Here is a 20,281-nt window from a genome sequence, read left to right as displayed (position 1 = left end):
ATTAAATCGAACTTTCAACTGCCTAATTTAAATAGTGGACTTTTTCAGTGCCCTCATTGGAAATATGCGGGTTTTTTTTGATAGAATCAGAAGATAGTTCAGATTTTTTGTTTTACCCCACTGCCTCATAAAGAGTTGGGATAGGGTATACTAGCGTGATGCTTCAATGGAAGAAGCTAATTCAGCAATAACTATTTTGCTACCTAACATTGGGCTGTTTTCTGGTTTTGCGCCTTCAGAACCTGGTTCTGGGCGGTGATGGGCAGCAGCGAATGCATCGCTATTACGCCAAGCTTGGAAATGCTCTTTAGACTCCCAGTACATATTGACGCTCATTTCGTCATAAGTCGGATCATCAGTTGACACTAACACCTCTACTTTATGGAAGCCTTCGAACTGTTGTAAAGGTCCTGGCTTTGTAAAGTTCGGTGCCATTTTCGCAGCAAAACCAGGTTTAACTTGAATACGATTTGTAACAATAATCATACACTTTTCCTCCCTAACCATTTTCTAATTAGAAAAAATCTACTATGTTGAATGAATTATTTTATTGTTATCATTCGCAAACAATAATAATTGGCGAGGGAAGACATTGTCAACAGAATTGCAATCTGAATTAGTAATAACTCGATATTTGTTGTATATGAAGTAAAATCTACTAGTATATTTGACACCTTAATTTTCTATTGACATAATAGTTTTTCAATAAGATGGCTCTTCACCAAAACGTGTGGTTGATTTCCGTTCCGACTGGGCGCTTTCCTGGGGGCGTCCGATGAGCCGCTTCACTCGCGATGCTCGCTCCAGGGTCTCATCTGTGACGCTGATCCCCAAGGAGTCGCCCAGTCTCCACTCCAATCAACTAGTATACAGCCCATATATTTTAAAAAATGTCATCCACAACTTTTGGTGAAGAGCCATAAGATGTAATCATATCCAAATATTGTGGATATAGTTTTTTCTTTTGTTGTGCTAAAATAAAGCATTCTTTTTTAGGAGTATAATGTATGAATGAACATCAATTTGATAAAAATTTGCATATTAATACAATCGGTGAACAATATGGTTTTCCTAAACTAGCTCATTACCACCGCTATGAGCCAACACCATATGTTGGTTTAGAGCAACTGTTTTCGGAATATGAAATGCCAGATAATTCAGTGTTTATCGATATGGGATGTGGAAAAGGGAGAGTACCTATTTATGTGCATCATAAATTTCATATTCCTACAATTGGGATAGAGATGGATGCAGGTTTTTATGCAGAGGCTGAGAATAATAAAAAGGGATATCTTCAAAAAAAGAGTGCTCAAGCTCCGATTTCCTTTCTTCATTCAATAGCGGAAGACTATGTTATTCAACCATGCGACACTGTTTTCTTTTTTTTCAATCCTTTTTCAATCCATATTTTCCGTACAGTCATTCATAATATTTGGAAGTCTTATGAGCAGCATATGCGTGAAATTCATATTATTTTATATTATCCACCTTATGATTATTTGCAGTTTTTACATCACGGGACACCTTTTGAATTGATTCATGAGGTTCATCTAGAAAATGAAACAAATATTAACGAACGCCTCTGTGTGTTTGCATTGAAAAAAGTGTAGAGCTTTGGAAATAATTCAGCTCTACGCTTTTTTATATTTATGAAATTTTTGGCTCATTACCGAAAGTTGTAGTTTATATTTTTTGAAATATATGCCCTGTATCAACCATAAGTTATAATGCTAATCCTTCTATTTCCCGGGTGATAAATGAATTATTAGTCTCTATAAGATAAATGTCATGAAGAACATTCGCAATAGATAGTGTCCTAGATCTTGCAATTTTCGCAAAAAGGACATCCTTTTTCGAGATTATATTATAAAAAATAATCGGAAATGATAGTTTTGTATTAATAGATATTTAAAATTAATAGATAATTCTTAAATTACAAATTATACTGAAAAATCACTCTAGACTAAATATAAAGAATGTTTTACAATGTAAAAGTCATAAATGAATAATATTGTAGTTTAGTTTTAGATAGTTATGAATAATTATTTTCGCTATTGAGGAAACGTCGTTAATTGTTTATAATTATCAGAAATATCTAACATTTGAAAAAATAGGGGGAATATAATGATGAAAGAGAACAAAAAGCTTAAAAAGTTCGGTTCACTTCTAGTTGCGTCTTCATTACTTGCTGGTGTTCTTGCTGGTTGTGGAAATGGAGATAGCTCGAGTTCAGGAGGTGGGTCATCATCAGGTGGCGGTGGCTCTTCTGACGGAGATACTATTAAAATTGGTGCAAATTTAGAGCTTTCAGGTAACGTAGCCTCCTATGGTTCTTCAATTGGACTAGGTGCAGAGCTTGCAGTTAAAGAAATTAATGATAAGGGCGGTATTGACGGTAAGAAAATTGAGCTTATTAAAGTAGATAATAAATCAGAAAACGCAGAGGCTACTACAGCAGCTATTAAACTAGCAACACAAGATAATGTAGTTGCAATGCTAGCCCCAGCAACTTCTGGTAACACAGTTGCAACTGTGCAAATTGCGAACGACAAAAAAATTCCAATCGTTACTGGTTCTGGTACAGCTCCTAACATTACAGTAAATGATGATGGCAGCGTTAATGAATACGCATTCCGTACGTGTTTCATTGATCCATTCCAAGGGATTGTGGCAGCGAACTTCGCTTCTAATGACTTGAAAGCTAAAAATGTAGCTATTTTTGCGGACAATGCGTCTGACTATGCAAAAGGTTTAGCAAAATCATTTAAAGAAACAATCACTAAAAATGGTGGGAAAGTTGTAGAAGAAGAGGCGTATGTGGCTAAGGATACGGACTTCCGTACACAATTAACAAATATTAAAGCGGCTAAACCAGACTTTATCTTTATCCCAGGATACTATGAAGAGGTTGGTTTAATTGTTAAACAAGCACGTGAAATGGGTATCGATGTACCGCTGATGGGAGCTGATGGTTGGGATTCACCAACATTAGTAGAGCTAGCTGGTGCGGATGCGTTGAATAACACATATATTACAAACCACTACTCTGCAGAAGACCCAGATCAAAAAATTCAAGACTTCGTAAAGGCGTTTAAAGCAGCGAACGGTGATAAAGCACCGGATGCATTCAATGCACTTGGCTATGACACAATTTACTACATTGCTGATGCTATTAAGCGTGCAGGCTCTACGGATGGAGAAGCAATTCAAAAAGCATTGGCTGACACAAAAGATCTTTCTTTAGTAACAGGTACTTTCTCAGTTGACAAAGATCATAACCCAATTAAAACAGCAACAGTTCTTGAATTTAAAGACGGTAAACAAGTGTTCAACTCTAAAGTTAATCCTTAATGTTTTGTAGGCAAGGGGGAGGCGGGTAAACACGCCTTCCCTTTCGTATTTTATAGTCAACTTTAAAATATTTTTTTAAGAGGACACAATTTAGTCTGCATTCAATAATAACATGTAGAAGTAAGTCCAATTTTTGCATTTTTCTAAAAATAAAAGGAGTGAACGCTCATGGAATGGATACAGCAGCTTGTGAATGGTATTTCACTAGGTAGTATCTACGCATTAATAGCGTTAGGGTATACGATGGTATACGGGATTATTAAGCTAATTAACTTTGCCCACGGCGATGTCTTCATGATTGGGTCATTTATTGGCTTTTACGCAATTGCTAAATGGGAGCTTGGCTTCTTCCCAGCACTATTATTGGCGATGGCAGTTTGTGCAATCTTTGGTGTTGTAATTGAACGTATTGCTTATAAGCGTTTGCGAAATGCAACACGTATTGCAGCTTTAATTACGGCAATCGGTGTATCGCTATTAATCGAATACACGACTATTTTCTTCAGAGGTGCGCAACCAGCGGCATATCCTGAAGTCATTAAAAATAAATCTTTTGATGTTTTCGGAGTTCAAATTAGTAGTACATCCATTTTAATTTTAACTGTAGCAATTGTACTGATGATTCTTTTACAATTCATCGTACATAAAACAAAGATCGGAAAAGCGATGCGCGCGGTTTCTCATGATGCCGATGCAGCACGTTTGATGGGTATTAACGTAGATAATACAATTTCAGCGACATTCGCAATTGGTTCTGCTCTAGCTGGTGCAGCAGGTGTGATCTTTGGTGTTTACTATACGAAAATTGATCCATTAATGGGTGTTATTCCAGGGGTTAAAGCGTTCATCGCTGCAGTACTTGGTGGCATTGGTATTATTCCTGGTGCCATGGTTGGCGGTATGTTATTAGGTGTTGTGGAATCATTAGTAAGTGCACTTGGCTTCTCCTTATGGCGTGATGCAGCGGCATTCGTTATTTTAATTTTAATTTTAATCTTCAGACCATCGGGTATCTTCGGTAAAAATACCCGTGAGAAAGTGTAGGTGAGCGGTAATTATGAAAAAGTCTAAATTCTTTTGGGGCTATGCCGTATTAGCGTTAGTCATCTATGCAGTTATTCAGGTGCTAATTTCAACGAACATTCTCGATATGTACTATCAAAATATGTTAATCACAATGTGTATTAACATTATGCTTGCGGTTAGCTTGCACATTGTCATTGGTATTACTGGCCAATTCTCGATTGGGCATGCAGGTTTCTTAGCAGTAGGGGCATATATTTCTGCGATTATTACAACTAAATTAATGCTTCCGTTCCCATTAGCAATTTTCTTAGGGGCGCTGGCAGCAGCAGTCGCAGGTTTAATCGTAGGTATTCCAACACTACGTTTAAAGGGTGACTATTTAGCGATTGCGACACTTGGATTTGCGGAAATTATACGTATTGTCTTTTTAAATACGGATTATGTTGGTGGCGCAGCGGGGATGCAGGTTAAATATTTATCAAATTGGACTTATGCGTTCGTTGGTGTAGTTCTAACAATTCTAGTAATCTCTAACTTTACAAATTCTCGTCATGGACGTGCATGTATTTCGATTCGTGAGGACGAAATTGCGGCAGATGCAATGGGTATTAACACAACCTACTATAAAGTTGTAGCGTTCGCAATTGGTTCCTTCTTTGCCGGTCTTGCAGGGGCCATCTTTGCACATAATTTTTACATTATTCAACCGACAACTTTCGGTTTCTTAAAATCATTTGATATTTTAATCTATGTCGTTCTTGGTGGTTTAGGAAGTCTTTCAGGGTCCGTTATTGCTGCGATTTTCTTAACAGTAATCTCAGCTTACTTAGCAAACTTCCCAGAAACACGTATGATTATTTATAGCTTAGTATTAATAGTGGTAATGCTGTACCGTCCAACAGGTTTGATGGGAACAAAAGAATTTACGGATTTATTTAAGTTTGGTAAAAAAGGAGGTACAAAATAATGACTGGAAACCTTCTTATCAATGTTGAAAATATGGGCATTCAATTCGGTGGTTTAAAGGCGGTACAGGGCGTTAATATGTACCTTAATCAAGGAGAACTAGTAGGTCTTATAGGGCCAAATGGTGCTGGTAAAACAACGAGCTTTAACATGCTTACCGGAGTGTATACACCAACTGAAGGTACGATTACATTTGATGGTATAAAGATAAATGGGCTTGCACCATACCAGGTAACACAAAAGGGTATTAGCCGTACGTTCCAAAATATTCGTTTATTTAAAGAACTCTCTGTTTTAGATAATGTTAAGGTAGCGAACCATTCACTTGCCAAGCATTCCATGTGGTCCTCCATTTTCCGTTTGCCGAATCACTTTAAAGGTGAGGCAGAAATGGAGCTTCAATCTATTGAGTTCCTAAAAATCTTTGGCTTAGATGTTTATAAGGATGAGCTTGCGAAAAATTTACCTTATGGGATGCAGCGTCGACTAGAAATTGCTCGTGCCCTAGCTGCGAAACCTAAGCTACTATTATTAGATGAGCCAGCAGCAGGCATGAACCCGCAGGAAACGCACGATTTAATGGAATTAATAGCGTTTATTCGTAAAGAATTTGGCTTAACAATTCTTCTAATTGAGCATGATATGAGCTTAGTAATGGGAATTTGTGAACGTATTTATGTGCTCGATCACGGTCAATTAATCGCTGATGGGACACCAGAAGAAATACGCAACAATCCAAAGGTAATTGAAGCTTACCTTGGCGAGGAGGTTATCGGCTAATGCTAAAAGTACAAAACATAGATGTATTTTACGGAAACATTCAAGCATTAAAGGGCCTCTCTTTGGAAGTAAATGAGGGTGAAATCGTAACATTAATCGGTGCAAACGGTGCTGGTAAAAGTACATTATTAAAAACATTGTCAGGTTTATTAAAACCAAAGGGCGGCATCATTGAATATGAAGGCTTCTCCATTGCAGGGAAGGCTGCGCAGACAATTGTAAAATCAGGTATTTCACATGTTCCAGAGGGGCGTCGTGTTTTTGCCAATATGTCAGTTGAAGAGAACTTAGAGCTTGGGGCATATCTTCGTAACGATAAAGCTGGTATCAAAAAAGATATGGACCATGTGTTTGAACTATTCCCACGTCTTTTGGAGCGCCGTAAACAGCAATCAGGTACATTATCTGGTGGTGAGCAACAAATGCTGGCGATGGGTCGAGCATTAATGGCAAAACCGAAATTGTTATTGATGGATGAACCTTCAATGGGGCTTGCACCACTCATGGTAAAAAATATTTTTAATATTATTGAGCAAGTCAATAAAGAGGGTACAACCGTTTTGCTTGTTGAGCAAAATGCGAATATGGCCCTATCAGTAGCAAATCGTGCGTACGTACTTGAAACAGGACGTATTGTATTATCAGGTACAGCAAAAGAGCTTCAAGAGAGTGAGCAAGTAAAGGCAGCTTATTTAGGTGGCTTATAGAGAGAAGGCGTCTCGATTTTCGAGGCGTCTTTTTTTGCGAAGGGATTGGGTTGGCGGATAGAAATTTTAAAGTGACGGAAAGGGAGAACAGAGCGACGGATAGAACAATCAAAGCGACGGATAGAACAGTCAAAGTGACGGAAAGAAGGACCAGATCGATGTAGAATGATCAAGGCGACGGAAAGAAGGGTCAGAGCGACGGATAGAACAATCAAAGCGACGGATAGAAAGGCTAAAGTGACGGATAGAACAGTCAAAGTGACGGAAAGAAGGACCAGATCGATGTAGAATGATCAAGGCGACGGAAAGAAAGGTCAGAGCGACGGATAGAACAATCGAAGCGACGGAAAGAAAGGCTAAAGCGACGGATAGAACAGTCAAAGTGACGGAAAGAAGGACCAGATCGATGTAGAATGATCAAGGCGACGGAAAGAAAGGTCAGAGCGACGGATAGAACAATCGAAGCGACGGAAAGAAGAGCCAGAGCGACGTAGAATGATCAAGGCGACGGAAAGAAAGGTCAAAGCGACGGATAGAACAGTCAAAGTGACGGAAAGAAGGACCAGAACGACGTAGAATGATCAAAGTGACGGAAAGAACAATCAAATTGACGCAATAACAGTAGCATTCATCCTTTATTATTTGATAATGTGGACGAAAGGAGTGATGTTTTATGAAGTATTCAGCACAATATTTTATTGAAAAATTGAATTTAGCAGAGCATCCTGAAGGAGGTTATTATATTTCCTCGTTTCGAGCATCTGAGGATATTGCTGTAAGGGATGTGCAAAGACCGATTTATACGAGTATTTATTTCTTACTACGTTCACAGGACATATCGCATTTGCATCGTTTGAAATCGGATGAGCTTTGGTATTATCATGCTGGCAGTCCATTAACAGTCCATATGATTTTCCCGGATGGTACATATGAGGCGAAGAAGCTTGGAATAAATGTAGAGGCAGGAGAAGTACCTCAAATAGCAGTACCGAAAAACACTATATTTGGCTCGTCTGTAGAGGATGCAGATACATTTAGTTTGGTAGGCTGTATGGTTGCACCAGGCTTTGATTTTGAGGACTTTGAATTGTTTACACAAGATGAGCTGTTAGCTGACTATCCACAGCACAAGACAGTTATTCGAAAAATGGCTTACACGACAATTTAAGCGAGCGCTGTTTCCTCCGCTTACGTTGGACGCTGTCACTGCGCTTTCACACAGAAATCTCTCTTGCTGCTGCCGCTTCGCTTTCGCGCATGAAAAATATTGCTGCTGCCGCTTCGCTTTCGCACAGACAAACCCCTCTCGGCGAAGAGCCATACTGACACTTTAATTTCATTGACACATAGTGTTTAAACAACATGAGCCGTCTCAAAGTTAGTTGAGACGGCTCTTTATATTTACCACAAAATTGTTTCAGGATAATTCGTTTTGATTTCAATTTCATGCAACGATTTTTTGGTAGTTATCGCAGCTTCCATGAGCTGTGATTTTAGCGCTACATATTCATCGTCTTCTAACATTAATCGGAGAGCAAATGCCGCTAATTGAGCTTTCCTTTCCTCTAAATCTAGTTGAATATACTCTAGGTTTAATAGATCTACATACTGCGTCGCATAACGGAATGTTAATGGACTTTTAGTATGTAGCATTCTTAAAAATACTAAATATTCTTCCTCCTTAAACTCCTGCTCTAAACAATCAGCAACCGTTGCTTGGAATTTACGAATTGCAGCAACGTCCATATTCCAGTCAGAAGAATCAATTAGCTCTTTGTGTAGGCGAATGAAATCATTTAATGCGATAGCCGTAAAAATCAGCTCTGGCCAAAGAACCTCTGTTGCGAAATAAACATTTTTGTTTGGAAAAATTAGTTCATGCTGTGTCAGGACACTTTTATTAAGTCCATTACTGACAAACTCAAGCTGATGCTCTCCCTTAGCAGCTTGACGGAGATTATGGCAAACACTAAGGATGCGAAGACGCGCACCTTGATAATCATAATACTTGTTTTCATCACCAGTTACTTTATGAATGGCATTGATCAATTCATCTAAGTCCCAAAAATCCCCGCTAATACATGCTCCCGTTAACTGCTCAGTACTTTGAATTGACAGCATAATCTCATCCCCTTAAATTGCTTTATTTTGGAGTGTAGTTAAGTAGTTTGAATAGTTCTGTTCGTTCTTTTTCTGTTAAATCGTGCCACTGTCCAACCTTTAAATTTCCAAGCTTAATATTCATAATACGAATACGTTGTAGACGCTTAACGGAGTAGCCAAGTGCCGAACACATACGACGTATTTGACGATTTAAGCCTTGCTCTAAAATAATTTTAAAGACTCTATCAGATATTTTTTCAACATAACAAGGTAAGGTTGTAGTATCTAAAATATCTACACCAGCCCCCATTTTTTTAATAAATTGCTCTGTAATAGGCTTATCAACTTGTACGATATATTCTTTTTCGTGATGGTTTTCCGCACGTAAAATTTTATTGACGATGTCACCGTCGTTTGTCAGTAATAATAGCCCTTCTGATTCCTTATCGAGTCGTCCAATATGAAAAATACGTAGAGGGTGATTGACAAAATCAACGACATTTCCTTTTATATGTTGTTCAGTTGTACTTGTAATTCCTACTGGTTTGTTTAAGGCAATATAAACGAGCTGTTCTTCTTTTTTTACCTCTTTTCCATCAACGCAAACCATGTCACCTGCCTCAACTTGACTGCCAACTGTTGCAAGTTCACCATTAATCGTTACTTTACCCTCTGCTATCCATTTATCTGCGCCGCGACGAGATACGATGCCTGTTTCACTCAAATATTTATTAATCCGCATACTGGTCTCCTATACATTTATATTATTTTTAAGTATACATTATCGTTGGTCACACCGTGAATCCTGAAGCTTTTCTAGTAAAAATAAATTACTGGTAAAAAATTTAAAAAAGTTGAAATTATTTTTCGTTTCTGACAATATATTGAGTAAGAGGGTATCTATGAAAATATTGTTATTTCGATATGAAATGTCGATTTTTGTAGATATATTCTCATTATTTTGTGTAAAGGGGAGAAGTAAAATGGTTTATGCATTTCCAAACACTGAAGGATCGGTAGTTCAATTCAAGGAGAAATATGAAAATTACATTGGTGGAGAATGGACACCTCCAGTGAAAGGACAATACTTTGATAATGTTACACCTGTTACTGGACAAGTTTTTACACAATTAGCTCGATCTACTGCTGAAGATATTGAACTTGCACTTGATGCAGCGCATGCCGCAAAGGATGCATGGGGCAAAACATCCCCAACAGAGCGTGCAAACATTTTACTTAAAATTGCGGACCGTATTGAGCAAAACTTAGAAAAGCTAGCCGTTGCCGAAACATGGGATAACGGAAAAGCGGTACGTGAGACATTAAATGCAGATATCCCTCTTGCCATTGATCATTTCCGTTATTTTGCGGGGGCTTTACGTGCACAAGAAGGCGCGGTAAGCCAAATCGATAATGATACAGTCGCTTATCACTTCCATGAGCCAATTGGGGTAGTAGGTCAAATTATCCCTTGGAATTTCCCGTTATTAATGGCCGTTTGGAAGCTAGCACCTGCACTGGCAGCTGGAAACTGTGTGGTGTTGAAACCAGCTGAGCAAACGCCAGCTTCGATTATGGTGCTCATTGAATTAATAGAAGATTTATTGCCATCAGGTGTACTGAACGTTGTCAATGGCTTTGGTTTAGAGGCAGGGAAGCCGCTAGCATCAAATCCACGCATTGGTAAAATTGCCTTTACTGGTGAGACAACGACAGGTCGCTTAATTATGCAATATGCTTCACAAAACCTTATTCCAGTTACGTTAGAATTGGGCGGCAAGTCGCCAAATATTTTCTTTGAGGATATTATGGACGAGGATGATGCCTTTTTAGATAAAGCAGTTGAGGGCTTTGTATTATTCGCTCTAAACCAAGGTGAAGTATGTACATGTCCTTCTCGTGCAATAATTCAAGAGTCTATTTACGATAAATTTATGGAACGCGTTCTACAGCGTGTTGAAGCGATTAAAGTTGGAAATCCGCTTGATCCGAATACGATGATGGGTGCACAGGCTTCAAGTGAGCAAATGGAAAAAATTCTTTCTTACTTAGATATTGGTAAGCAAGAAGGTGCAGAATGTCTAATTGGAGGAGAGAAAAATAATGTAGGATCTGGCTTTGAAAATGGTTACTACATTAAGCCAACTGTCTTTAAAGGGCATAATAAAATGCGCATTTTCCAAGAAGAGATCTTCGGGCCAGTTGTTGCCGTAACAACATTTAAAACAAAAGAGGAAGCATTAGAAATTGCAAATGACACATTATATGGTTTAGGTGCAGGTGTCTGGACACGTGATATGAATACTGCTTATCGCTTCGGTCGTGGTATTCAAGCAGGACGTGTTTGGACAAACTGCTACCATGCTTATCCTGCACATGCTGCGTTCGGTGGCTATAAAATGTCGGGTGTTGGTCGTGAAAACCATAAGATGATGTTAGCGCATTATCAGCAAACGAAAAACTTATTAGTTAGCTATAGCGAAAACAAACTTGGTTTCTTCTAATTAATAGGGAGGTGCATGAGCGTGGTCGTGCGTGTTTTAGCAACTGAAGAAGCGCTGGCACTAATCGAGTTTTTGAAAGAAAAGCATGGACCCATTATGTTTCATCAATCAGGTGGATGCTGTGATGGTTCATCGCCAATGTGTTATCCAGAAGGCGACTTACTATTAGGTGATCAAGATGTTTGTCTTGGAGAAATTGGTGGTGCTCCCTTCTATATGCATAAAAATCAATATGATTATTGGAAGCATACACAAATAATCTTGGACGTAGTCGATGGCAGAGGCGGTATGTTCTCGCTTGAAGGCGTTGAAGGTAAACGGTTTTTAACAAGGTCAAGAGCCTTTTCAACAGAGGAGTTAAAAGAATTAGGCTTAATTTAAAGCTTTATGGACAGCGGCAAAAGGTATTGCCGCTGTTTTTCTATGTCATTTTTTCTGAAACAGTTTATGTAAGGCTATATTATTTGGAGAGTTACGTAATATCAAAAATAATTGTAATCGATCCTGTAAGGTTTCCTTGAATAAGGACTTTCTACTGGTTATGGTTATTTCAATCAACATTAGTTCCTCCACTCATTTTTAATTATTTTCATTAAACCATATAAAATCGAGTCATATACATTAAATTAAGCTTACTTTTTGTGTTAATTGTTACAAAACTGATGAATCCTTTTTATATTTTATTACGTAAATATGGAAAAGGAGTGGGTAGAAAATGGAATTTACAATAATCGGAAATCAATTTACACAAACTGTGGAGGATGTAGCTAAGGCTGTCGGATGGACAGTTGATCGTAAAATTGTACTAGCAATTGCAAGCAAATATGTGGCGTCAGGAAAAACCTTTGATGCGGTTAAATATAAAGAAGTGTTACAAGAAATGAAGGAGCAATCTTCATGGGCTTCTCCGTTAAGAACAGCAGTAAGATATAGTATTGCTGCAAATTTGATGGAGCAAGAGGATACAAAACAAGCGGTAAAAAATCTACTGTCAAACGTAAGCATATTGAAGGAAGCAAAATTTAGAAGCGGTAATTTTATTTTTATTGGTGCACAGTTTTTAACGGAGGTGGAAAGTGAAAAAAGTGCACATGCACAGGCGGCGCGTGCATTATTTGAAGAGATCCGTAAGCATCATCGATTTTTAACTGCTAACGATGACATTCCTTACGTAGTATTGTTAAGTAACCCATCTGATGACGTTGTTCTCCGTGCTGAAACGATGAATCGTTATTATAAAGAATTACGTACATATAATTTTAATGCGGGGAACGAGCTACAATGGCTATCACAAATATTGACTTTCCTTTCTCCTCAATATGATAGTACATTAGTGCCGAATGTGGTGACAATCCGTGACACATTAAAGAAACAGGATGTAAAGGTCAAAACGATTAACTATCCATTATTAGGATTTTTAGCGATTCTTGAAGTGAATAATGCACACCTTCAACAGATTGTAGATTTATACCATGAATTGAAGGGTATGAAACTATTAAAATGGCATCGTGAGTTCGTGTTATTTATGGCCGTACAAATTGCTATCTATGATATGGCTAAGGTACAACAATCTTTATCAATGACAATCATGTCATCTATTCAATTAATAATTCAAGCACAACAAACAGCAATGTTAGTATCAGTTTCTGCAGCTGCTGCAGCTTCTAGTTCAAGTTCTTCATGATAAAATAAAGAAGAACATGATTTTTGGAGGTGCATTTGAAGGATGAAGGAAACGAAGCTTTGGATTAATGGCCAATGGAAAGAAGCAAAGGAAGCATATGAGCTGAGATCACCCTATAGCGGAGCGGTAATTGCAAAAGTTGCAAAGGCATCGATTTTAGATGTAGAGCAAGCAATAGTAGGTGCTCAAGAGGCGTTCCAATCGTTTAAAAAGACAACAGCCTATGAACGTGCCGAAATTTTATATAAAGTAGTCGATATAATGCGACAACGAAAAGAAGAATTTGCTGAGATTTTAGCGTTAGAGGCAGGAAAGCCAATTTCGGCTGGATTAACTGAAATAGAACGTACAATAGCGACTTATCAGTTTGCAGCAGAAGGTGCTAAGCAAGCAATGGGTGAGACGGTGCCAATGGATGCCGCACCTGGGGCAGGGGATCGTATTGGCTGGACAAAACGAGAACCTTTAGGTGTAATTTCAGCTATTACACCATTCAATTTCCCATTTAATTTAGTAGCACATAAATTAGGTCCTGCCTTTGCAGTTGGCAATACAGTCGTATTAAAGCCAGCAAATCAAACACCATTAAGTGCTATAGTATTGGCTGAAATATTTAAGGAAGCGGGTCTTCCTGATGGTGCGCTACAAATTGTTACTGGTAGCGGTGGTGAGCTTAGCGATACACTCGTGACACATCCATACGTGAAAAAGGTGACATTCACGGGCAGTGGCAAGGTTGGTTTGGGCATTAAGGAAAAAGTCGGTTTACGTAAAGTAACATTAGAGCTTGGGTCCAATGCAGCGGTAATTGTCGAACCATCGACACCGATTGATAAAATTATTCAGCGTTGTGTCGGAGGTGCCTTTAATTTTGCAGGTCAGGTTTGTATTTCATTACAACGTATTTACGTACATGCATCAATTATCGATGAGTTTACAAAAGCATTTGTGGCAGAAACAGAAAAGCTTGTAGTAGGTGACCCGCTCGATAAAAATACAGATGTTAGTGCGATGATTAATTCTGGTGAAGTCGAACGTATTCGTCAATGGATTGAGGAAGCAAAGGCTCAAGGGGCGGTAGTTGCAACAGGAGGAACGTTCACTGAGCGTACATTAACACCAACTGTTATGACGAATGTGACGGCGGATATGAAAGTAGTTTGTCAAGAAACATTCGCGCCAATCGTCTCAATTGTTTCATATGAAACATTAGACGACGCTATTCGACTAGTGAATGAGTCGGAACTTGGCTTAAATGCAGGGATTTATACAAATGTATTGCCAGATGCGTTACGTGCAGCGGATGAATTACAAGTAGGCGCTGTTATTATTAATGATATTCCGACATTCAGAGTTGACAATATGCCATATGGCGGCGTAAAAATGAGTGGATACGGTCGTGAAGGCATTAAGTGGGCTATTGAGGAAATGACGGATATGAAATTTATTACGATGAAAAAATCATTCTAAATTTGCATCAACTCTTTTTCTGCGATACGATGACGAAAGAACATACATGAAGGGAAGTTATAAGATTTATGACAAACAACGCTGTACCAATGAGCATGTCACGTACGGTTCAAACTCGTCTCGTATTACCGCCAGATACAAATAATCACAACTCCATTTTCGGTGGAAGAGTGTTAGCTTATATTGATGAAATTGCTGCCATCACAGCCATGAAGCACGCAAAAGGGCTTGTAGTAACAGCTTCTATTGATTCTGTTGATTTTTTATCAGCAGCACATGTAGGGGATATTTTAGAAATTGAAAGTATTGTTTCATCAACGGGACGTTCTTCAATGGAAGTCTATGTTCGAGTTATTTCACGAAACATTGAAACTGGTGAGGAAAAATTAACAACGGAATCCTTTGTAACGATGGTTGCAGTAGATGATGAAGGGAAACCTAGACCAGTTCCAGCAATTTATCCTGAAACAGATGCAGAAAAACGTCTGTTTGAGACAGGACCAGCACGACGAGAGCATCGGAAACAAAAACGTGCATTACCGCATTAAATGAAAGTATTATGACTGTCCTATAAAAAATAGGAGTTCGTTTCTAAGTGGAGAAAAGATGACTTCGGTTTGTTGACCGAAGCCATCTTTTTTTATGTCCAATATGTATGTGACTGCACATTTGCCACAGAGAACGCTTTCCGCTGGCGTGACCTAAGCATCTTATTCGCTCATACTTTACTTCATATGCTTTCATATCAACAATACTTTTTTATCAAGAACAAATTTTAAAGTTAATATCGAATTAATATAAAGTTAAGATTGTTTTTTATTTCAATTTGTATACTTTCAGTGGAGGTGTTCAAAATGTCCGATTACATAATCGAAACTATTGATTTGTGTAAAAAATATAAAACAACTTATGCAGTAAAAGATTTAAATTTGAAAGTAAAGAAAGGAGAAATTTATGGCTTTTTAGGTCCTAATGGTTCGGGAAAAACCACTTCTATAAAAATGTTATTAGGGTTAATAAAGGCTTCATCTGGTTCAGTCACTTTATTTGGGAAAAAACTAGAGAGTGATAGAAACCATATACTAAAAAAAGTTGGTGCATTGGTTGAATCCCCCTCATATTACGGTCATCTAACAGGCTATGAAAATCTTAAAATTATACAACGAATGCTTAATGTACCAGAAGGGCGAATCGAAGAGGTATTAAATATTGTTAGATTAACAAATGCTAAAAATCAACTTGTAAAACAATATTCTTTAGGGATGAAACAACGACTTGGAATTGCAATAGCGCTCCTAGGAGAGCCCGAGTTACTTATTCTAGATGAGCCTACAAATGGTTTGGATCCAGCAGGTATTCATGAAATTCGTGACTTAATTAAAAGTCTTCCTGAAACTGAGGGGATAACCATCTTAATCTCTAGCCATTTACTTAGTGAGATTGACCAAATGGCAACTCAAGTCGGAATTATTTCTGATGGAAATCTAATCTATCAGGATTCCATTGAAGTATTACGGAATATGGATAATCCTCATATTAAAATACGTGTCAATGATTCTAATAAAGCAAAATCTATTTTGGAGGAAAAAACAAATCTTCATATTGAAGTGGACAAAAATGGTGATTTACTTATTAGTAAAACTGATGATGACCATATTTCAGTGATAAATAGTATTTTGGTCAATTCTAATATTTCGGTTTATCGAATTGAAGAAGTAAGGTCCTCTCTTGAAGAAATCTTCCTTAACATTATTAAGGGGGAAAATACATGAAAGAAATTATTGTAGGAGATAGCATAAAGTTTAAACGTTCTAAGTTAATCTTGATTACCATACTATTTCCTTTATTTGTTTTTATGATGAACTTTACTGATTTTTATTTTAGATTTGATTTAAATAAAGAAATGGCACAGGAATTACATACTAGTGATTGGTCTTTTCTGGTTATTAGTTGTCATTGGTCTATGTTCATAATGGTTCCTTTAAGTATTACTATATTTGCTTCTAAAATAGTCAATATAGAGCATGAAGCGAATGCTTGGAAGATTCTATTTTCTTTACCTATATCTAGATATTATATATATTTATCTAAATTTATTTATTTACTTGTACTTTGTGCGTTTTCAGCTACTTGTATTGTAGGGTCTATTCTCTTTATTGGTCTTTTTTTGGACTTTAATGGCCCTATACCATGGGGGTTAATTTTAGAGCAAGCCTTTTACCCCTATATTGTATCTTTTCCATTAATAGCTTTTCAGCTTTGGATATCGGTGGTTTGTCAGAATCAAATGATTTCTATTTCTATAGGTGTGATATTCACCATTTCTGGATTTTTCCTTCAGAATATAAAATGGTTATTCTGGATATATCCAATTTGGGGGACTCCTATCTTACCATCTGATGAGTTTAATGAAGTAATTTCTAACAATGATTTATCGTTTTTTTTCATAATGAGTTTTATTGTAGGAACAATCTTCCTAATAAGCGGCATGGTTCATTTTAGTAAAAAGGATATGAGATAGGGAGAGGGTGAATGGAATGATAACGACATTGGTTTTAAATGAATATATGAAATTAAGAAGGCAATGGCTTTGGGCAGTATTAATAATAGTCCCACTTGTAAGTTGTTTGTTAGGCTATAATAATTTCTTTACTTATCAGGATATTTTAGTACAAAAGGATGATAACGAATGGACGGAAGCATGGACACAAGCATCGCTTTTTTATGGCATGATCATGTTACCTATTTTATCCGGATTTTACTGTTCTATAAGCTGTAGAAACGAAAATTCAGGGGGCGGATGGAAGCAGATGTTGGCATTACCTCCATCTAGGATAATGATTTATATAGCGAAAATGATTCTTATTTTAATTCTTGTGTTTGTAACACAACTAGTATTGGTATCAGAGTTTATTATTACAGGATTAATACTAGGACTACATGATTCCATCCCTTGGTTTTTTTTATTTAAGGTGCTTGTACTTGGGTTTTTAGCTGTATGTGCTTTAGTTGCTATACAACTCTGGATGGCATCACAAATTAAGAGCTTTGTAACACCGATTTCTATAAATGTTGCACTTACTTTGCTAGCGTTTGTAACCGTAGGATCCGAATTGGGTAATTTTTATCCCTGGGCACAGCCTACACTCGCTATGTCTTCACCAGATGAGGTAGGTATTCATTCTGTACTGTTTTTCTTATCAATAAATTTAGTGACATTTAGTGTAGCAACAGTTTTAGGAATAGTTACATTTGATAAAAAGGATATTTACTAACAAATTATTTTGTCTGTATTTTGAGGGGGAGAAAGATGACTAAAAAAGTGCTTATAACTAATCTAGTTTTAATGATGATTAATTTATTATCTATGTTTTGGAATTATTTCCAAGCTTCTGCGGTCTATAAAATGTTTACAAATGATGTAGGTCTAAAAGTAATTGATTTTAACTTGATAACTATAAAGTTTACAGGTATAGATGATTCTGTACAGAGCATTTATAATTTTCCTGTGTTTATTTTGGGGTTAATAATGATAGTAAATATTTGTTTTTTTATTGTAAGCAAACACAAAACTACAGAAAGCCCACTAGAGATTTAATGAACTATAGTGAAAAGAATTTATGGAAATGCTTGATCAAAGAGCATTTCCATAAATTTTTTAGATTTGAGTTTAATTGAAACCGGAAAAACACCAAGAAAACTTTAATTAGTATCTAATTTAAAACTGACATAAATAACAGTACCTTCATGCAAGGTGCTTTCAACAGTAATAGAACCTTGATGGGCTTCGATTAGTTGCTTAGCAATACTCATACCTAAGCCCGTTCCTTCAGAGGGTATTTTAGTTGATGTCCCTCTATAATATCTATTAAATAGATTTTTTAGAGTTTCGTTATTCATTCCTACACCATTATCTGAAACCTCAATTACTAAATGATCTCTTTTTTCAACCGATAACATAATTTCGGTCCCAGCAGGATTGTGGATGATAGCGTTCATTATAAGATTATTAAGAGCACGCTTTAGCATCTGTTCATCAAAAATAAAGGGAATAAAATGATTTGTATTTATTTTGATTGAGATGTTCTTGTGTTTAACTAGAGGGTTATCTGTCAGTTCTATGACTATATCATGAACAAATTGGGTAATATCTTTTTTTTGCAGGCTTAAAGGGAATTGACCATTATCAAAATGAAAAACTGTGTTTAGATCTTCAATTATATTCTCCATATGAATGGCTTGTTTTCTTATTAGTGATGTGAATTTTTGCTTTTCCTTCTCGCTCCATTCATGTTTATCAGAAGATAACATATACGAGTACCCTTTTATGTAAGTAAGAGGAGTTTTTAAATCATGAGATATACTGGCTGTCCACTCTTTCCTCATTTTTTCTAGTTCTTTTCTTTCTAATTCATTTCTTTGTAATGTTTCAGTTAAGGTCCTTAGTTGAATAAATATATCTTGATAGGCATTAAATCTTGGTTTTTTATGACTTTTAGTTTTTTTCCTCATTCTATTTGGTTCATGATAGACACCTTTTGATAATAATAAAATCCAATCTAATATGTAGAAAAAATCTGAACCTATCCACCAGCCATAAAGTAAACAGAATAAAATCACTGCTAAATAAGGTAGTATAGGCAACAGTATTTGATTAACAAAGTATGTAGCAATAGATTCATCAGAAGTAAACCAAATAATTAAATGATTAAATAAAGTTGAAAAAAGAACAATCATACTAAAAACAAAAATGAATAGAGTAATCAAGCTTCCGAGAAAATGTAGAGATAATTTAATTTTTACTTTCATAAGTTCCCCATCTTCGGAGGAATAAATTTATAGCCAATACTTCTTATATTTACAATTATTTCTGGTTTTTTTATATCTTCCTCAATTTTTTTTCTAAGACGCAAGATATGAACCATAACTGTATTTCGATCATTTAAGCCTGTTGATTGCTTCCATATTTGTTCATATAGCTGTTCAGCTGAAAAAATTTGATTGGGATTCGCACAAAAAAAGGATAAAAATTCAAACTCCTTTGCAGGACATATTATTTTTTCACCTTTTACATACAGTTCTCCTGTTTTTTTTGATAGTTTAAGATAGCCATAATCGAATTGATCTAGCATAGTATTTTGTGAATGTAGTTGCAGACTTTGCCGACGTAAGTGAATTTTAATCCTGGCTACTACTTCAAGTGGATTAAATGGTTTAGTAATATAGTCATCTCCACCTATGTTTAGACCTGTTAATTTATCAATATCTGACGTTCGTGCACTTATAAATAAAATAGGAACATCACTTATTTTTCTAATTTCTTGGCAAATTTGAAAACCATCTATATCAGGCAGCATGATATCTAAAACGATTAAGGAATATCGAAAACTATTTATTTTTTCGAGTGCTTGTTTGCCGGTTGTGGCAAATTCAATGTCCTTAATGCCTTCTTTTTGAAGCATAGTATTTAACATATCTAGTAAGCCATCTTCATCATCAACTAATAATACTGGGTGCATCATTTTTTTATCACCTAAATCTTATTTTTAAATTTATTTATTTGAGTTACTTTATAATTTCAATACTTTATGTATAAGGGATCTAAACAAATAAAAATAAGATTGATTTTTTAAAAATTATCAGGCGTGTTGATTAACCATTTTTATACATTCAAAGAGGCTGATTTCCGC

Annotated in this window: 26 protein-coding genes; 16 read left to right on the top strand and 10 right to left on the bottom strand. The window is 36.5% G+C overall.

Annotated elements, in window-relative coordinates:
* Nucleotides 1–150: 150 nt before the first annotated feature.
* Nucleotides 151–486 carry a heme oxygenase gene (locus QRN68_RS05720; protein ID WP_285395790.1) on the bottom strand — a complete coding sequence of 112 codons (336 nt, stop codon included), beginning with the start codon at nucleotides 484–486 and terminating at the stop codon, nucleotides 151–153.
* A gap of 216 nt (nucleotides 487–702) precedes the next feature.
* Entirely contained in the window at nucleotides 703–834 is a 132-nt protein-coding gene (locus QRN68_RS05715) for a hypothetical protein (RefSeq protein WP_285395789.1), read from the bottom strand.
* A gap of 173 nt (nucleotides 835–1,007) precedes the next feature.
* Here QRN68_RS05715 and QRN68_RS05710 point away from each other — a divergent pair, with 173 nt between their 5' ends.
* From QRN68_RS05710 to QRN68_RS05685, 6 genes are all read left to right on the top strand, one after another.
* The gene (locus QRN68_RS05710) at nucleotides 1,008–1,610 is read left to right on the top strand and encodes a class I SAM-dependent methyltransferase (protein WP_285395788.1); all 603 of its coding nucleotides are present in this window, start codon (nucleotides 1,008–1,010) and stop codon (nucleotides 1,608–1,610) included.
* Between the two features lie 517 nt (nucleotides 1,611–2,127).
* A complete protein-coding gene (locus tag QRN68_RS05705) occupies nucleotides 2,128–3,351 on the top strand; it encodes an ABC transporter substrate-binding protein (protein WP_285395787.1) in 1,224 nt (407 codons plus the stop codon).
* 168 nt (nucleotides 3,352–3,519) lie between these two features.
* Nucleotides 3,520–4,395 carry a branched-chain amino acid ABC transporter permease gene (locus tag QRN68_RS05700; protein WP_285395786.1) on the top strand — a complete coding sequence of 292 codons (876 nt, stop codon included), beginning with the start codon at nucleotides 3,520–3,522 and terminating at the stop codon, nucleotides 4,393–4,395.
* Nucleotides 4,396–4,408: 13 nt separating this feature from the next.
* Entirely contained in the window at nucleotides 4,409–5,344 is a 936-nt protein-coding gene (locus QRN68_RS05695) for a branched-chain amino acid ABC transporter permease (RefSeq protein ID WP_285395785.1), read from the top strand.
* Nucleotides 5,344–6,123 carry an ABC transporter ATP-binding protein gene (locus QRN68_RS05690; protein ID WP_285395784.1) on the top strand — a complete coding sequence of 260 codons (780 nt, stop codon included), beginning with the start codon at nucleotides 5,344–5,346 and terminating at the stop codon, nucleotides 6,121–6,123. The genes QRN68_RS05695 and QRN68_RS05690 overlap by 1 nt, the downstream gene beginning before the upstream one ends.
* Complete coding sequence (locus QRN68_RS05685) at nucleotides 6,123–6,830, top strand: ABC transporter ATP-binding protein (protein ID WP_068985728.1); 708 nt, start codon at nucleotides 6,123–6,125, stop codon at nucleotides 6,828–6,830. The genes QRN68_RS05690 and QRN68_RS05685 overlap by 1 nt, the downstream gene beginning before the upstream one ends.
* Here QRN68_RS05685 and QRN68_RS05680 read toward each other — a convergent pair.
* The 3 genes from QRN68_RS05680 to QRN68_RS05670 are packed head-to-tail and all read right to left on the bottom strand — an operon-like array spanning nucleotide 6,812 to nucleotide 7,436.
* Entirely contained in the window at nucleotides 6,812–7,087 is a 276-nt protein-coding gene (locus tag QRN68_RS05680; RefSeq protein WP_285395783.1) for a hypothetical protein, read from the bottom strand. The two genes, QRN68_RS05685 and QRN68_RS05680, sit on opposite strands and share 19 nt — an antisense overlap.
* Nucleotides 7,084–7,251: a hypothetical protein gene (locus tag QRN68_RS05675; protein ID WP_285395782.1), complete on the bottom strand. Its 168-nt coding sequence runs from the start codon at nucleotides 7,249–7,251 to the stop codon at nucleotides 7,084–7,086. The genes QRN68_RS05680 and QRN68_RS05675 overlap by 4 nt, the downstream gene beginning before the upstream one ends.
* Before the next feature lie 17 nt (nucleotides 7,252–7,268).
* Nucleotides 7,269–7,436: a hypothetical protein gene (locus tag QRN68_RS05670; RefSeq protein ID WP_285395781.1), complete on the bottom strand. Its 168-nt coding sequence runs from the start codon at nucleotides 7,434–7,436 to the stop codon at nucleotides 7,269–7,271.
* 67 nt (nucleotides 7,437–7,503) lie between these two features.
* Here QRN68_RS05670 and QRN68_RS05665 point away from each other — a divergent pair, with 67 nt between their 5' ends.
* Complete coding sequence (locus QRN68_RS05665) at nucleotides 7,504–7,998, top strand: cupin domain-containing protein (RefSeq protein WP_285395780.1); 495 nt, start codon at nucleotides 7,504–7,506, stop codon at nucleotides 7,996–7,998.
* Between the two features lie 46 nt (nucleotides 7,999–8,044).
* Here the strand turns inward: QRN68_RS05665 and QRN68_RS05660 are convergent, their stop codons facing one another.
* The 3 genes from QRN68_RS05660 to rluF all read right to left on the bottom strand — a co-directional run bounded on the left by QRN68_RS05660 (nucleotide 8,045) and on the right by rluF (nucleotide 9,675).
* Nucleotides 8,045–8,170 carry a hypothetical protein gene (locus QRN68_RS05660; protein ID WP_285395779.1) on the bottom strand — a complete coding sequence of 42 codons (126 nt, stop codon included), beginning with the start codon at nucleotides 8,168–8,170 and terminating at the stop codon, nucleotides 8,045–8,047.
* A 61-nt stretch (nucleotides 8,171–8,231) separates the two neighbouring features.
* The gene (locus tag QRN68_RS05655) at nucleotides 8,232–8,951 is read right to left on the bottom strand and encodes a DUF6904 family protein (protein ID WP_285395778.1); all 720 of its coding nucleotides are present in this window, start codon (nucleotides 8,949–8,951) and stop codon (nucleotides 8,232–8,234) included.
* Nucleotides 8,952–8,973: 22 nt separating this feature from the next.
* On the bottom strand, nucleotides 8,974–9,675 hold the full coding sequence (rluF, locus tag QRN68_RS05650; protein WP_285395777.1) for a 23S rRNA pseudouridine(2604) synthase RluF: 702 nt from the start codon (nucleotides 9,673–9,675) through the stop codon (nucleotides 8,974–8,976).
* Between the two features lie 241 nt (nucleotides 9,676–9,916).
* Between rluF and adh the strand changes: the two genes are divergently transcribed.
* From adh to QRN68_RS05605, 9 genes are all read left to right on the top strand, one after another.
* On the top strand, nucleotides 9,917–11,437 hold the full coding sequence (gene adh / locus QRN68_RS05645; RefSeq protein ID WP_285395776.1) for an aldehyde dehydrogenase: 1,521 nt from the start codon (nucleotides 9,917–9,919) through the stop codon (nucleotides 11,435–11,437).
* Between the two features lie 21 nt (nucleotides 11,438–11,458).
* A complete protein-coding gene (locus tag QRN68_RS05640; protein WP_285395775.1) occupies nucleotides 11,459–11,818 on the top strand; it encodes a DUF779 domain-containing protein in 360 nt (119 codons plus the stop codon).
* A 334-nt stretch (nucleotides 11,819–12,152) separates the two neighbouring features.
* Nucleotides 12,153–13,121: a DUF4003 family protein gene (locus tag QRN68_RS05635; RefSeq protein WP_285395774.1), complete on the top strand. Its 969-nt coding sequence runs from the start codon at nucleotides 12,153–12,155 to the stop codon at nucleotides 13,119–13,121.
* Between the two features lie 42 nt (nucleotides 13,122–13,163).
* A complete protein-coding gene (locus QRN68_RS05630; protein ID WP_285395773.1) occupies nucleotides 13,164–14,591 on the top strand; it encodes an aldehyde dehydrogenase family protein in 1,428 nt (475 codons plus the stop codon).
* Nucleotides 14,592–14,659: 68 nt separating this feature from the next.
* Nucleotides 14,660–15,139: an acyl-CoA thioesterase gene (locus QRN68_RS05625; protein WP_285395772.1), complete on the top strand. Its 480-nt coding sequence runs from the start codon at nucleotides 14,660–14,662 to the stop codon at nucleotides 15,137–15,139.
* A gap of 306 nt (nucleotides 15,140–15,445) precedes the next feature.
* Nucleotides 15,446–16,363: an ABC transporter ATP-binding protein gene (locus QRN68_RS05620; RefSeq protein WP_285395771.1), complete on the top strand. Its 918-nt coding sequence runs from the start codon at nucleotides 15,446–15,448 to the stop codon at nucleotides 16,361–16,363.
* Nucleotides 16,360–17,112, top strand: coding sequence for an ABC transporter permease (locus QRN68_RS05615; RefSeq protein WP_285395770.1), 753 nt, complete (start codon nucleotides 16,360–16,362; stop codon nucleotides 17,110–17,112). The genes QRN68_RS05620 and QRN68_RS05615 overlap by 4 nt, the downstream gene beginning before the upstream one ends.
* Nucleotides 17,113–17,128: 16 nt before the next feature.
* Nucleotides 17,129–17,866: an ABC transporter permease gene (locus QRN68_RS05610; RefSeq protein WP_285395769.1), complete on the top strand. Its 738-nt coding sequence runs from the start codon at nucleotides 17,129–17,131 to the stop codon at nucleotides 17,864–17,866.
* Nucleotides 17,867–17,901: 35 nt separating this feature from the next.
* Nucleotides 17,902–18,189 (top strand): hypothetical protein, encoded by a 288-nt coding sequence (locus QRN68_RS05605; protein WP_285395768.1) that lies wholly within the window; start codon nucleotides 17,902–17,904, stop codon nucleotides 18,187–18,189.
* 104 nt (nucleotides 18,190–18,293) lie between these two features.
* On the opposite strand, the gene QRN68_RS05600 is transcribed toward QRN68_RS05605, so the two are convergent.
* Nucleotides 18,294–19,400 carry a sensor histidine kinase gene (locus QRN68_RS05600; RefSeq protein WP_285395767.1) on the bottom strand — a complete coding sequence of 369 codons (1,107 nt, stop codon included), beginning with the start codon at nucleotides 19,398–19,400 and terminating at the stop codon, nucleotides 18,294–18,296.
* A complete protein-coding gene (locus QRN68_RS05595) occupies nucleotides 19,397–20,110 on the bottom strand; it encodes a response regulator transcription factor (RefSeq protein WP_481817433.1) in 714 nt (237 codons plus the stop codon). The genes QRN68_RS05600 and QRN68_RS05595 overlap by 4 nt, the downstream gene beginning before the upstream one ends.
* Nucleotides 20,111–20,281 lie beyond the last annotated feature (171 nt).

The organism is Lysinibacillus sp. fls2-241-R2A-57, from assembly GCF_030209535.1.
In the GTDB taxonomy this organism is placed as follows: Bacteria; Bacillota; Bacilli; order Bacillales_A; family Planococcaceae; genus Lysinibacillus.
Note: the sequence above shows the minus strand (reverse complement) of the source record. Positions and strands in the feature narration are given on the sequence as shown.